Annotated in this window: 12 protein-coding genes; 11 read left to right on the forward strand and 1 reads right to left on the reverse strand. The window is 46.4% G+C overall.

Translation table 11 applies throughout. The features are described 5' to 3' along the window. Positions 1 to 167: 167 nt before the first annotated feature. Positions 168 to 3482 carry a DEAD/DEAH box helicase gene (locus B5G00_RS07155; RefSeq protein WP_140403125.1) on the forward strand — a complete coding sequence of 1105 codons (3315 nt, stop codon included), beginning with the start codon at positions 168 to 170 and terminating at the stop codon, positions 3480 to 3482. Positions 3483 to 3551: 69 nt separating this feature from the next. Here the strand turns inward: B5G00_RS07155 and B5G00_RS07160 are convergent, their stop codons facing one another. Continuing rightward, on the reverse strand, positions 3552 to 3905 hold the full coding sequence (locus tag B5G00_RS07160; RefSeq protein WP_087270674.1) for a leucine-rich repeat protein: 354 nt from the start codon (positions 3903 to 3905) through the stop codon (positions 3552 to 3554). A 211-nt stretch (positions 3906 to 4116) separates the two neighbouring features. Between B5G00_RS07160 and B5G00_RS07165 the strand changes: the two genes are divergently transcribed. From B5G00_RS07165 to B5G00_RS07210, 10 genes are all read left to right on the forward strand, one after another. After that, the gene (locus B5G00_RS07165) at positions 4117 to 4974 is read left to right on the forward strand and encodes a MurR/RpiR family transcriptional regulator (protein WP_087270677.1); all 858 of its coding nucleotides are present in this window, start codon (positions 4117 to 4119) and stop codon (positions 4972 to 4974) included. 16 nt (positions 4975 to 4990) lie between these two features. Beyond that, positions 4991 to 5725, forward strand: a complete 735-nt coding sequence (gene nagB, locus B5G00_RS07170) for a glucosamine-6-phosphate deaminase (protein WP_087270680.1) — start codon at positions 4991 to 4993, stop codon at positions 5723 to 5725. Positions 5726 to 5997: 272 nt separating this feature from the next. Further along, positions 5998 to 6495, forward strand: a complete 498-nt coding sequence (locus B5G00_RS07175; RefSeq protein ID WP_087270683.1) for a hypothetical protein — start codon at positions 5998 to 6000, stop codon at positions 6493 to 6495. A 101-nt stretch (positions 6496 to 6596) separates the two neighbouring features. Next, positions 6597 to 8111 (forward strand): amino acid adenylation domain-containing protein, encoded by a 1515-nt coding sequence (locus B5G00_RS07180; RefSeq protein WP_087270686.1) that lies wholly within the window; start codon positions 6597 to 6599, stop codon positions 8109 to 8111. Next, positions 8108 to 9304: a diaminopimelate decarboxylase family protein gene (locus B5G00_RS07185; protein WP_087270689.1), complete on the forward strand. Its 1197-nt coding sequence runs from the start codon at positions 8108 to 8110 to the stop codon at positions 9302 to 9304. Before B5G00_RS07180 ends, B5G00_RS07185 begins: the two co-directional genes overlap by 4 nt. Next, entirely contained in the window at positions 9288 to 9515 is a 228-nt protein-coding gene (locus B5G00_RS07190) for an acyl carrier protein (RefSeq protein WP_087270692.1), read from the forward strand. Before B5G00_RS07185 ends, B5G00_RS07190 begins: the two co-directional genes overlap by 17 nt. Before the next feature lie 2 nt (positions 9516 to 9517). Further along, a complete protein-coding gene (locus tag B5G00_RS07195; RefSeq protein ID WP_087270695.1) occupies positions 9518 to 11092 on the forward strand; it encodes an MBOAT family O-acyltransferase in 1575 nt (524 codons plus the stop codon). Further along, complete coding sequence (locus B5G00_RS07200; RefSeq protein WP_087270700.1) at positions 11079 to 12125, forward strand: hypothetical protein; 1047 nt, start codon at positions 11079 to 11081, stop codon at positions 12123 to 12125. The genes B5G00_RS07195 and B5G00_RS07200 overlap by 14 nt, the downstream gene beginning before the upstream one ends. Then, positions 12118 to 12834 carry a response regulator transcription factor gene (locus tag B5G00_RS07205; RefSeq protein WP_087270702.1) on the forward strand — a complete coding sequence of 239 codons (717 nt, stop codon included), beginning with the start codon at positions 12118 to 12120 and terminating at the stop codon, positions 12832 to 12834. Before B5G00_RS07200 ends, B5G00_RS07205 begins: the two co-directional genes overlap by 8 nt. Continuing rightward, positions 12827 to 14140: a HAMP domain-containing sensor histidine kinase gene (locus B5G00_RS07210; protein ID WP_330396323.1), complete on the forward strand. Its 1314-nt coding sequence runs from the start codon at positions 12827 to 12829 to the stop codon at positions 14138 to 14140. Before B5G00_RS07205 ends, B5G00_RS07210 begins: the two co-directional genes overlap by 8 nt. The last annotated feature ends 62 nt before the right edge of the window (positions 14141 to 14202 follow it).

Below are 14202 nucleotides of genomic sequence, written 5' to 3' on the forward strand. Positions count from 1 at the left end.
TTTTGCAAAGTAAATAAGAAACTGAAATCAGTATAGAGTATCTGCGGAAAAATGACAAGACTGCCGCAGCAAGGGGCTTTGACTGATTTTTCTTGCGCTATATCGAATGGTGCCATAAAATAAAGAAAAAGCCGGGAGATAAAGCCCAGGGAAAGGACTTAGATAAAATGATCACAAAACAGCAGATAAAACAAATGACAAGCAGCCGTTTTTATGAAAGAGGAAAACAGATATACAGCACCGGATGGATGATAGAAAAGTTTTCCGTAGGACGGGAGGATAATCTGGATCTGCTGGAGGCCGCAGTGGAGGGGAGCTACGGCAACAGCTATTTTGTGTCCGGCGTCTATGATACAGAAACCGAAGAAATCGTGGAAATCCAGTGTGAGTGTCCCGCTTACTGGGAGTATGATGGGATCTGCAAACACTGTGTAGCGGTTCTTCTGGAATATGAGGACTACTGTAGGAGGCAGAAACTTCTCAGCGAATATGTGTTGAATACGGGAAAAAAAGCTTCGCCTATGCTGGCGCCGGGACGATATGGAGCACAGAAAACCGAAGGAACCAGGCAGAGGACCACGGACCGGGAGGCCAGAGAGCTGCTGGAGTCCCTGAGCCGGCAGAAGCAGGGGCATATCAGAGAGAAAGACATGGAAGGAACTGTGGAACTGGAGCCTCATCTGAAGCTGGAACGGGATCATGCAGAGGTATCCTTCCGGATAGGCCGGAACCAGAAATATGTGGTAAAGGATATTTTTGAACTGGCAGGAGATATCAAAGATCACAGAGCGCATTCTTATGGGAAAAAACTGGACTTTATCCATAACCTGGAGACGTTTACAGAAAAATCCCGGCCCCTGGCTGAGTATATCCTGGACTGGGCGGAAGAAAACCGGAAATATTATATGCAGAAGGTTTATTACAGGAATTTCGGCAGAGGCAGCTATATGGAAAAATGCAAAGAGATTTCCATGGACGGCTATGAACTGGAGCGGTTCTTCCAGGTTTATCCAGAAGATCGGATCATTGTTCAGGAGAAGGGCACAGAGGAAAACTGGCAGATTATCAGGCAGGAACCGGGGATGAAGCTGCACCTTACCGGAAAAGACGGAGGACTGGAGATAAAACTGGAAATCGGACAATGTTTTACGGGAAAGAATCAGAGAATTAGCTTTCAAAATGGAAAGATCTTTCTCATTCCGAGGGAGAGGGATACGCCATTAGAAGGTCTTCTGGAGTGTCTGGAGGAAAAAAGACAGAACACCTTATTCATACAGGAAAAAGACCTGCCGGTTTTTTGCAGCGCCTTTCTGCCGGAAGTTTCCAGTTATGCAAAGATTCGGCGAAAGAATTTCCGGGAGGAGGAGTATATCCTTCCGGAGGCAGCTTTCCGGTTTTATCTGGACATGCCCCGGCAGGATCAGATCAGCTGCCGGCCGGTGGCTGTGTATGGAGAAACCGATTACAATCTGCTCAGGGAAGACCAGGAGCCCTCAAAGAGAGATCTGTTTCACGAGGCGGAGATACAGGAGTTCCTGACTCCCTGGTTTAACGCTTTTGACCCGAAAGAAGAGCAGCTGGTACTGACCGGAGATGAGGAAAAACTCCTTCAATTTGTCACAGAAGGGATTGAAAAGCTGAAAGAACTGGGAGAAGTGTTTGTTTCGGAAAATCTGCGGAAACTGAAACTTCACAGGACCAACAGTGTAACTGCAGGGATATCTCTGTCCGAGAATCTTCTGGAACTTCAGGTGTCTGCAGATAACTTTTCCAGGAAAGAACTGGCGGAGATATTCTCTGCCTACCGTCAGAAAAAGAAATATTACCGGCTGCAGGATGGTGAGGTGCTGGATCTGCGGGATCCCAAACTTCAGGAACTGTATGAATTGCTGAATGATCTTGGGATCCGTGAGAAGGATCTGGAGAAGCCGCACATCCAGCTGCCGGGCTGCCGGGCGCTTTATGTGGAGGAACAGATAGAATGCCGTACTCATCTGGAGGTCCGGGAAAATCAGGAACTGAAAGAAAAAGTCCGGGCTATGGATGAGGATCTGGAGGAGGAAAGGATTCCCGGGGACCTGGACAGAATTCTGAGAGAATATCAAAAGACAGGGGTAAAATGGCTGTGCAGGCTGAAAAAATGCGGATTCGGCGGTATCCTGGCCGATGATATGGGACTTGGAAAGACTCTTCAGGTCATTGCTTTTCTTGTGATCCAGTACCGGAAAACCGGGGAAGAGGAGAACTGCCGCACGCTGATTGTTACGCCGGCTTCTCTGGTCTATAACTGGCTGAGTGAGTTGGAACGGTTTGCGCCGGAGCTTCCTGTGCGGGCGGTAGCCGGAAATGCCCGGGAACGGGAGACATGGATAAAGAATGCAGGGAAAAGAGAGGTTCTGGTAACTTCTTATGATCTGCTGAAAAGGGATATCAGTTTTTACCGGGATCTGGACTTTTCCTGCCAGATCCTGGACGAGGCCCAGTATATTAAGAATCACAGTACCCAGGCGGCCAGGGCGGTGCGAAGGATCCGTTCACAGTTCCGGGCGGCGCTGACAGGAACGCCTGTGGAAAACCGCCTTAGTGAGCTGTGGAGTATTTTTTATTATCTGATGCCCGGATTTTTCGGACTTTATCCTTCTTTCAGGAGAGACTTTGAACAGCCTATTATCCGCCAGGATACCCAGACAGCCCGGAAACTGCAGAAGATGGTGAGGCCCTTTATTCTGCGGAGGCTGAAAAAAGATGTGCTGAAGGATCTGCCGGACAAGCTGGAAAAAAATACTTATGTAAAGCTGGAGCCGGAACAGCAAAGAATTTATGACGCCCATGTGCAGAGGCTGAAAATGTTTATGGAAAAACAAAATGAAGAAGAATTCAAAAATGCAAAGCTCCAGATCCTGGCGGAACTCACAAAACTGCGGCAGATCTGCTGCTGCCCGGGACTTCTTTATGAGAATTACCTGCCGATTTCTGCCAAGGAAAGCCTTTGCCTGGAGCTGATCAATAATGCGGCGGCAGGAGGCCACAAGGTACTGCTGTTTTCCCAGTTCACTACTATGCTGGACCAGCTCTGCAAAAGACTGGACCAGGGAAAGATTCCTTATTACCTTCTGACCGGATCTGTGTCTAAAGAGAAGCGCCAGGAGATGGTAAAGGTCTTCCAGGAGGATGACACACCGGTATTCTGTATTTCTCTGAAGGCAGGGGGAACAGGTCTGAACCTGACGGCAGCAGATATTGTGATCCACTATGATCCATGGTGGAATACGGCGGTCCAGGATCAGGCCACGGACAGAGCCCACCGGCTCGGCCAGGAAAATGTAGTCAATGTATACCGTCTGGTGGCTAAGGGAACTATTGAAGAAAATATTATCCGCCTTCAGGATCAGAAGCGTCAGCTGGCAGACAGTATCTTAAGCGGAGATGGAATGGGCAGCGGAACCTTTGATAAAGAGGAACTGCTGGAACTGCTGGGGTAATCCGGCAGGCAGTGAGCCAAATGAACAGGTTTGCATATCCATTTGGCGACTGCTGCGAGGATTTTTGACTTAATTATGTTTTCTTTTCCTTACTTCTTCTAGACAAGGGCAGTTCATGAAGGCATAACTCTGGATTTCTGTTACTGAATTCGGGATAACTACAGAAACTACTGTCTGATTACCCTGGAATGCAGAATATGACAGTGTGGTAACGCCATCGGGAATCGTCACATGTTCCTCTGAACCACGATATTCAAGAAGTACTCCGTTTTCAATCAGAAAATCTTCCTGGACAGGATCTTCTTCTCCTCCCTCAGCAATAGGCTCTGGTTCAGAAATGTTGTTTTCCTCAGCACTTGTAACCTGAACGGATGAAAAAGCCAGTACAAATGAGAGAAAAAGCGCCAGTATTCTCTTTTTCATATAATTCCCCCTAAATCTGTAATAATAAGCCCATTATACAATGAAAAAGCCAGGTGCTAATCAGCAAAATATTACAAAAAGTGGATTCTTTTTGTTAGCTTGACAAAAGAAGAATCATAATAAAAAAAGAAATTTTTATTATGAAAAATATTGAAAAAAATTTTCAACTATGTTACCCTAGCATCAGAATACAACAGCAGGAGGTGAGAACATGGAGCAGAACCATTTTATGCAGAATATTGAGGAAACCTACCATTCTCTTACAAAGGTGGAGAAAAAGGTGGCAGATTATGTTCTTCAGAATCCACGGCAGGTACTGTTTATGTCGATTACCGATCTGGCAGATGCCTGTCAGGTAGGAGAGACCAGTGTGTACCGGTTCTGCAGAACCATGAACCTTCAGGGATATCAGGAGTTTAAGATGCAGCTTTCTCTGGGAATGAGTGAACAGGACGAGGAATGGGCGCCCAGGGAAGACAATCAGAGCCTGGAAAAAACTCTGAAGGAATCTGCGGAAAGGCTTCTTCAGAAGCATGTAGAGGCTCTGGAAGAAACTTACCGGCTTTTAAACCAGGAAAGTTTTGAGGGATTTCTTGAGAGAATGGAGAAAGCCCGGCGGATTTTTTTCTTTGGCATCAGCGACAGCCAGCTGATCGCTCAGGAAGCAGGAAATAAGTTCATGAGTATATCAGGAAAAGCATACAGTATAGCAGACCCCCATATGCAGGCGGTTACATCAGCCTCTATGACAGAGGAAGACTTTCTGGTATTTCTTTCCTACTCCGGGGCCACCAAAGATAATATTTACACAGCAAAGATCGCCCGGCAGGCAGGAGCAGGGATCGGCTGTATCACCCGGTTCCGGAAATCTCCCCTTAGCGCTTACTGCGATGTGGTCCTTCAATCCGGGGCCAATGAAGGACCAATGGAGGGAGGGTCTGTATCTGCCAAGATCGGACAGATGTACCTCATAGACCTCCTTTACCAGGAATATCGGAGGAGAAACTATGAGACCAGCAGAAAATATAGAGAAAATGCCTCAAAAGCTGTTATGGATAAATTATTTTAAAAGGAGATAAAGAAAAATGAGGATTATCAAAGCCAGAGATTACGATGAGGTAAGCAGAAAAGCAGCAAATATTATTTTTTCTGTTATGACAGAGAAACCTGACTGTGTTCTGGGACTTGCTACAGGCTCCAGTCCGGTAGGAATTTACAAAGAGCTGGTCCGCCGCTATGAGGAAGGAGATCTGGATTTTTCCAAAGTTACTACCGTGAACCTGGACGAATACAAAGGACTGGATAGAGAAGATCCCCAGAGCTACGCCTACTACATGAGAGAAAACCTTTTTTCCCATGTAAATATCCGTCCCGAAAAAACCTTTCTTCCTGACGGCAGAGAGGCAGACAGCCAGAAGGCCTGTGAAGCGTATAATCAGATCCTCCATCAGGCAGGGCAGCAGGACCTTCAGCTTCTGGGCATCGGCCATGACGGCCATATCGGATTTAATGAACCTGCGGATCATTTTCCAAAAGAGACCCACTGCGTAGATCTGGCGGAACCCACTATCGAAGCAAATGCCAGATTCTTTGAAAGCCGTGAGCAGGTTCCTACTCAGGCTTACACTATGGGCATCCAGAATATCATGGCTGCAAAGCAGATACTTATGGTTGCTAATGGAAAAGGAAAGGCAAAAATCTTAAAAGAAGCATTTCAGGGGCCGATCACCCCTCAGATTCCCGCTTCTATCCTCCAGCTCCATCCCAATGTTATCCTTGTAGCAGACGAAGAGGCACTTTCGGAGATGGAAAGCTGCTGAATATACTTAAGGTATTAAGAATAAATTTTAGACTTTTTCTATCACTTATTTACACACTTCTTTGAATTTTTTGTTCTGGAGCTGTTGCATTAATCAAAACTATTTAATGCAACAGCTCTAATTTCTGGAGTTTCCTATTATATTCCATATTTATGAAATCAAGCCTTTAGAATTGTTAAGGTTTCATTCAGGATCTATTTAGAATTTCCTGTCACAATAAGTTCCATCAAAGAAAACATCTTTGAAATACACGAGAAAAGGAGCTAAAAGAAATGGCAGCTAGAAAAACAGGAAAAGGAATTCTGAAACAAGGTATGATATTTTGCGTGGTTGGGGTCATGGCATTGGGAATGATCGCCTGCACCGGAGGAAAGAGCAAAGGAGCGGAGGAAGCCCAGCCAAAGAGCAAAGTAGAATCTTCCCAGTCAAAAGACGAGAAAGACGATAAAGAGCAGAAGAAGCAGGATCTGCAGGAGGATAAGGCAAAGGAGGCTAAAGAAGCAGAAAAAGAAGCGGAAAACAAACAGAACCAGGAGCAGCAGAATACAAAAGAAAACACAAAAGAAAAAACAGAAGAGAAAACTGAGGAAAAGACAGAGGATAACAAAACCGGAAAGAAAGCATCCGGAACGAAGAAAAGCAAAAATACTGTAAAATCAAATAAAAACACAAAAAAGAAAGGAAGCAGCAAAAAAACACAGAAATCCAGTAAGGGCAAAGTACAGAACAACACAGCAGGGAAGAGCTCCAAGAAAAACACTTCCATGTAAGAAAACAGGTATTTAACAGAAACAAGAGGCTGGAGTAGTTCAAAAGTAGGAAAAGAAGAACTGCGCAGCCTCTTTTCTGAGAGGAAAGGATATACAAAGAGATGAAAAATATACTGGAGTACTTAGAGCTGACTGCAGAAAAATACACCCGGCGGACAGCCGTGGAAGACCCAAAGGACTCTCTTACCTGGGGAGAACTGGAAGATCTGTCTAAGAGGATCGGGACTGCCGCAGGGAAAAGGATCGACTTGGGAGATCCGGTAATGATCCTGGCGCCGAAAAGCCCTCTTGGGCTGGCCGCTATGTTCGGGGCTGTCTATGGAGGAGGATTCTATGTCAATGCAGATCCAGGGCTTCCCCCTGAACGTCTTCGGGAAATCTTCCGGGTCCTTCAGCCAAAGCTGGTCCTGATCCATCCGGAGGAAATCCCTTTGATCAGACAGGCAGGTTATGAGGGAGACTATTGCCTGCTCCATGAAGCGGCCAGGGAAGAACGAGATGAAGGGCTTCTTAAACAGCGGCGAAAAGCCGGAAGCAGTACAGATATTCTTTATGGGATTTTTACTTCCGGTTCTACAGGAACTCCGAAAGGAATTGTGGTCAGTCATAAGGCAGTGATCGACTTTATCACCCATTTTACGGAGATTTTTGGAATCAATGAAGAGGATCGGATCGGGAATCAGGCGCCTTTTGACTTTGACGTATCCGTAAAGGATATTTATTCTGCGGTAATGACAGGAGCAGCTTTGGTGCTGATACCAAGGCAGATGTTTTCTGTTCCAGCAGCTCTTTTAGATTATTTATGTGAAAAAAAGACCACTGTGCTGATCTGGGCGGTATCTGCGCTGACAATGATCTCTGCCCTGGGCGGATTGAAATACCGGATCCCATCTGATGTGAGAAAGGTCATGTTCAGCGGCGAAGTCATGCCGGGAGGGCAGCTGGCTCTTTGGCAGCAGGCGCTGCCCAAGGCAGAGTTTGTAAATCTCTACGGCCCTACGGAGATTACCTGCAACTGCACATATTTTCCGGTGAAGAAAATCTGCGGGGAGGAAGAGAAACTTCCTATAGGTAAAGCATTCCCGGGAAGAAAGGTTTTTCTGCTGACAGAAGAAGGCCGGGAGATCCGGGAGCCGGAGCAGACCGGTGAGATCTGTGTGGCGGGAGAGTCTCTTTCCCTTGGATATTACCGTAATCCGGAAGAGACCGGGAAGAGCTTCCGGGAAAGGATCTCTCCTGAAGGGAAAACAGAGCGGTACTATAGGACCGGTGATCTGGGCTTTCTGGGAAAGGACGGGGAACTTTACTTCTCAGGGAGAAAGGATTTTCAGATTAAATTTAACGGACACAGGATCGAACTGGAGGAAATCGAAAGAATTCTGGACCAGATACCGGGAATTGAAAAAAGCTGCTGTGTAACAAACCAGAAGAAAACCTGCCTGGCGGCTTACTATATGGGAAAAACAACACCTAAAGAAGCCCGGATAGAGTTGAAAAAGCGGCTTCCTGTTTATATGGTGCCCCGGAAGATATTTCAGACAGAAACTATGCCTCTTACAAAAAACGGAAAAACAGACCGGAAGGAATTACAGAGGAGACTGGAGGACAAAAGATGACAAAAAAGGAGCTGCTTGTCCAGGGAGCAGAAAAATACGGCACACCCCTGTACATATTTGACACAGACCAGGCGGCAGAACAGGTAAAGTCTTTCCGCAGGATCCTGGGCAAAGAGATCGGACTGTGCTACGCCATGAAGGCCAACCCTTTTCTGGTAAAACAGATGGCCGAACTTACAGACCGGATTGAAGTCTGCTCTATGGGCGAGTTTTATATCTGCCGTGAAAAAGATATACCTGCGGAAAAGCTTTTTATCTCCGGTGTACTGAAGAAAAAGGAAGAAATATGGCAGATCCTGGATCACAGCCGGGGACAATGCTGCTGCAATGTGGAATCACCCGGACAGTTTTTTGCCATGGCAGAGTGGGGAGAAAAGAACAAAAAACCGGTTTCTCTTTACCTGAGACTTGCCAGCGGCAGTCAGTTTGGAATGGATGAAAAGAAAATACGCAGCATTATCCGTACCAGAGATGCCTGGCCGTATGTAAAGATACGGGGGATCCATTATTTTTCCGGGACATTGAAAAAAGCCTGGAAGATGGAGAAAGAACTGAAATTTTTGGATGGTTTCCTTCGTGAGCTGGAGAAAGATCTGGGATTCCACACAAAAGAGCTGGAATATGGACCGGGACTTTCTGTGCCTTATTTTCAGGGCCAGGAAGACCAGACCCGGGAGGACCTGGAAGCTCTCTCCCAGGCTATAAAAAATATGAGCTGGAAAGGCAGAGTAACACTGGAAATGGGAAGAGCCTTCGCAGCTTCCTGCGGAACTTACCTTACCCGTGTAGAAGATGTTAAGAAAAACCATGAGAAAAATATCTGCATCGTCGACGGCGGGATCCATCAGCTCCACTATGACGGACAGATCAGAGGGATGTATCAGCCCAGGATCCAGGTGCTGGAGAAAGCCGGAGGAAGAGAAAAAGAATGGAATGTATACGGCTCTTTGTGTACGGTCCATGATCTTCTGATACAGAACATACCGCTGAGAGGATTGAAAAAAGGCAGCGTTCTTGCTTTTGAAAATGCAGGCGCCTATTCCCATATGGAAGGTATGGCCCTGTTCCTGAGCCATGAACTGCCGGGAGCGGTATCCTACAGCAGAGAAAAAGGCTGGAAGCAGATACGCAGGGAACAGCAGACTTATATATGGAATATGGAAAGTGAGGATAACAATGGAGAAAATAATTGAGATTTTAAAGGATATAGATGACAGCATTGAATGGGAAAAGGAGCAGGGACTGATTGACCGACGGCTGTTGGACTCTTTCGGGGTGATCTCTCTGGTTTCTGAGCTGGAAGACAGCTTTATGGTTGAAATCGAAGCGGGAGAAATGGTTCCGGAAAACTTTAATTCCGTAGAGGCGATTTACGAAATGATCCAGAGACTGCAGGAGAAATAAAAATGTCATATCATAATCCCGTATATCTGTTTTTATTTCTGCCGGCTGTACTGCTGGCTTATCAGCTGACACCCAGGAAAAGGAGATGGATCCTGCTGCTTTTTGCAGGCTATTTCTTCTTCTGGACCATAAGCGGAAAGCTGGTGCTGTATCTTATCGGGACAACTTTCTTTACCCATTACATTGGTCTGTGGCTGGACCTCTTAAAAACCAGCTGCAAAGAGAAAGGGGAAAAGGAAAAAGCTGTCAGAACACAATACAGAAAAAAAGAAAGACTGGTGCTGGCACTGGGGGTCTGTACACTTCTCGGCGCATTGGCCTGTCTGAAATATTATAATTTTTTTGCTCAGAACGCAAATCTGATTCTGGAGCATGCAGGGCAGAGAGGCATTTTCCAGGTGAAAAACCTCCTTCTCCCTGTAGGAATCTCTTTTTATACCCTTCAGGCCATCAGTTATATGGCGGACGTTTATTGGGAAAAGATCCGTCCTCAGAGACATCTGGGAAAGCTGGCTCTGTTTCTCGGATTTTTTCCTCAGATCATGGAAGGTCCTATCAGTATGTACGGACAGACAGGAGAGGCTCTGTGGAAGGGCGAAGACCTTCGGGGAGAAAATCTGTCTGCAGGATGCGCACGTATTCTGTGGGGGCTTTTCAAAAAGATGATCATTGCCGACCGGCTTTATGTGCTGGTAACGGCGGTTTTTGAACATTATCAGGACTATAACGGGAGTATCGTGGCCTTTGCGGCTATCGCATATACCCTTCAGTTATATATGGAATTTTCCGGCTGTATGGATATCGTTATAGGAAGCGGACGGCTTTTCGGAGTAACGCTTCCGGAAAATTTCTGCCGTCCCTTCGCATCAGAAAATGCGGCGCAATTCTGGCGCCGGTGGCATATTACCCTGGGCACATGGCTGAAGACCTATGTGTTTTATCCTCTGTCGGTATCCCGAATGGTTAAAAAATGGAACCGGTTTGGAAAAAAACATCTGGGAAAATATTTTACCCGTCTTGGCGCCACAGCGCTGTGCCTGTTCCCTGTGTGGCTCTGCAATGGTCTGTGGCATGGGGCAAGCTGGAACTATATTTTTTATGGCATGTATTATTTTGTCATACTGCTGGCAGGCAGCGCTCTGGAACCGGCCCGTGACCAGATGATACGGGCTTTCGGCATCAACCAGAATGCATTGTACTGGAAGATCCCCCGGATCCTGAAGACATGGGTGATCATTTTTGTGGGAGAGCTTTTTTTCCGTGCCAACGGACTGAAGGCAGGGATGACTATGTTTTTCAGTATTTTCAAAGACTTCCGTCTGGACACCCTGTGGGACGGAACCTTTCTCGGTTTCGGACTGGATAAAGGGGACTACATGGTGATCTTTGGGGGGATCCTCCTTGTGTCAGCTGCAGGTATCATAAAAGAAAGGAATCTGCTGAATGGAAAAGGACTTCAGGACATGAAAACTCCTTTTCGGTGGGCGGTATATTACGGACTGATCCTGTCCGTTCTTATCTTCGGAGCCTATGGGATCGGCTATCAGCAGGTGGATTTAATCTATGCAGGATTTTAAAAACAATTTAAGAAAAAGGGGGAGAGTGTTTCTCTTCTTTCTGATCCTTGCTTTGCTTTTGGGCGGAGTGTCCTGGAAAGTTTGCCAGACGGCAGCTGACCATGAGGAGTGGGTGCATTACCGGAATAAAAGCGCCCTTCTGCTCAGGAAAGAACCGAAAAACACCATAGATGTGCTGATTCTTGGGGACAGCCTCAGCTACACGGCTTTTTCGCCTATGCAGATGTGGAATAAACATGGCATTGCCGCTTTCGTAGGAGGACAGTCTGGACAGAATATCCAGGAAAGCTATTATATGCTGAAAACGGCTTTTGAGAATCAGAAACCCCGGCTGGTTCTTTTAGAAACCAATGTGATCTTTCGGCCCCAGAGGGGAAACAGCGGACTGACCATGACCCTGGCCGCTATGGGAAGCTATTACTTCCCTCTATTTACCCATCATGACATCTGGAAATCCGTGCTTACAGATAAACAATATCCTGAGGAGAACTATAAAGGATTCCAGTTCCGGGAAGTAACGGACCCTTACCGGGGCGGGGCATATATGAAAGAGACCAGTCAGAAAGAAAAAATCAGCAGTACTGTAGAGGATTATCTGGAAAAGATCCGGATGCTCTGTGTGAAAAACAAGGCAGAACTGGTACTGATCAGCACACCTTCTCCGGCCAATTATAATTATAAAAAACATAATACCCTGGAAGAATATGCCAGGCAGAAAGGGCTGAAGTACGAAGACCTGAACCTGAAAGAGGAAGAGCTGGGAATGGACTGGGAAAGGGACAGTCTGGACAAAGGGGATCACCTGAATCTGTCCGGCGCCTGGAAAGTAACAGATTTTATCGGAACTTATCTTCATGAGAACTTCGATCTCCCTGACAGAAGAGAGGATGGGGCCTATGCTTCCTGGAATGAGCTGGGGAAAAAATACGAAGAAAGAGCGAAAGAAAAATTGGAAGCAATGAAAAAAGATGATAAGATAACAGGGGAAGAAGCAGATAACAGAAGGGAAAGGAGTTTACCGGTGTATGAGTAAAGAAAAAGTACTGATCATTGAAGATGATAAGGACATCAGGGAGGGGGTCCGGATTCTTCTGGAAAGTGAGAACTACAGGGTACAGGAGGCGGAAAACGGCAGGAAGGGGCTGGAGATGCTGGATCAGGAGACGGATCTGGTAATCCTGGACATTATGATGCCGGGGATTTCCGGCCTGCGTACCTGCGAAGAGATCCGGAAGGTTTCCAATGTGCCGGTGCTGTTCCTTACAGCAAAGGCCCAGGAGTCAGATAAGCTCATCGGCCTGATGGCCGGAGGAGATGATTATCTGGCAAAACCTTTTTCTTATGCAGAGCTTCTGGGAAGAGTGAAGGCCCTTCTCCGCCGCTACAACATTTATATGGGACGGGTAAAACCGGAGGACGAAAAGAAGGATTCCTGGCTGGAGAGCCGGGGGCTGAGAGTCCATCAGAAGTTTAACCAGGTCTTTGTCCGGGGAAAAGAGACAGATCTGTCAGAACTGGAATACCGGATCCTGCTGCTGATGATGGAATATCCAGGAAAGATCTTTTCTGCCCAGAACCTGTATGAAAGTGTGTGGGAAGAACCTTATTTTTACTCCTGCAACAGCACCATTATGGTACATATCCGAAAGCTGCGGGTGAAGATAGAGGAGGATCCTAAAAATCCGAAATATATCAAGACTATATGGGGAAAGGGCTACAAATTTGATGCAGATTATGAGTAAAAAAAATTCGATTTATTTTCAGCTTCTCAGGCAGTTAGTCCTTTCAGCTGTTATATCTGCGGCGGTTTTTGCAGGACTGGACTATGGGGTAAGCTGCCTGATCAGCAGTTATTTTGAAAATCCTCAGTATGTGGAGGGACAGAACAGAAAGTATGCCCAAAAGCTGCAGAAATATGTGGACAGGCAGGGGCTGAGTATGAAAGACGGAGAAGCCCTGAGCCAGTGGGTGAAAAAGCAGAACATTCTGTATGTCCAGATCTACAAGGATAACATTCTGGTCTTTGACTCTGCATACCCTGAGGAGGAAATATGGGAGGAAGAAATCGCAGCCCGGGATTATGAACTGGACTATCATTCTTCCGTGAACTTTTCTGATGGCACAGGAGAGGTCTATATGATCGGAGGCTACGCTTATCAGTACTATAATTATGCGATGGCAGGGGAACTGCTGCTGTGCTTCGGCCTGTTCCTTGTTCTGGTCCTCTATGGGATCCGGAGAAAAATGGCCTATATCCTCCAGCTTCGGGATGAGATTGAAATTCTGGAAGGGGGAAGCCTGGATTATCCGATCACCATAAAAGGAAAAGACGAACTGGCCGCTCTGGCCAGCGGCCTGGACAACATGCGGAAATCTTTCGCAGGACTCATTGAGCAGGAGGGAAAAATGGTCCAGGAAAATCAGCGGATCATCACTGAAATGTCCCATGACCTGCGGACGCCGGTTACTTCCATTATCTTATACACGGAAATCCTGAAAAAAGGTACCTATAAAGACCTGAAACAGCAGAGAGAGTATATTGAAAAGATTGACCAGAAGGCCCGGCGCATGAAACAGCTGACGGATCATCTTTTTGAATATTCCCTGATCACAGGAGAAAAGAAGACCGTAATGGAAGAGCCGGAACTCTATGAAGTGCTGTTTTATGACTTGTTTTCTGAAACCTGCAGTTATCTGAACCAAAAAGGATTCCAGGTACGGTTTCAGGTGGAATGGCTGGAAGCAAAAATCCGGATTTCTACAGAATATCTCCTTCGGATCATGGATAATATTACTTCCAATCTGGTGAAGTATGCAGATCCTGCTTTTCCTGTGGTGATTTCTTCCGCCAGAGAAAGACATATGGCTGGGTTTACCTTCGAGAACCATGTCCGGTTTCCAAAGGAAGAAGTGGAGAGCAGCGGCATCGGCATGCAGAGCATGAAGAATATGACCCACGCAATGGGCGGCAGATGTGTGGAAGAAGGCCTGGGAGATCTTTATCGGCTGACAGTACTATTTCCAATAATTGAAGAACAGGAAACATAAGACAGGGGCTGGCTTTCGCCAGATAAAGGTGTAATTTTTGCACAATACTTTTTAGAGGAAGT

Source organism: Blautia sp. An46 (assembly GCF_002161645.1).
In the GTDB taxonomy this organism is placed as follows: Bacteria; Bacillota; Clostridia; order Lachnospirales; family Lachnospiraceae; genus Blautia; species Blautia ornithocaccae.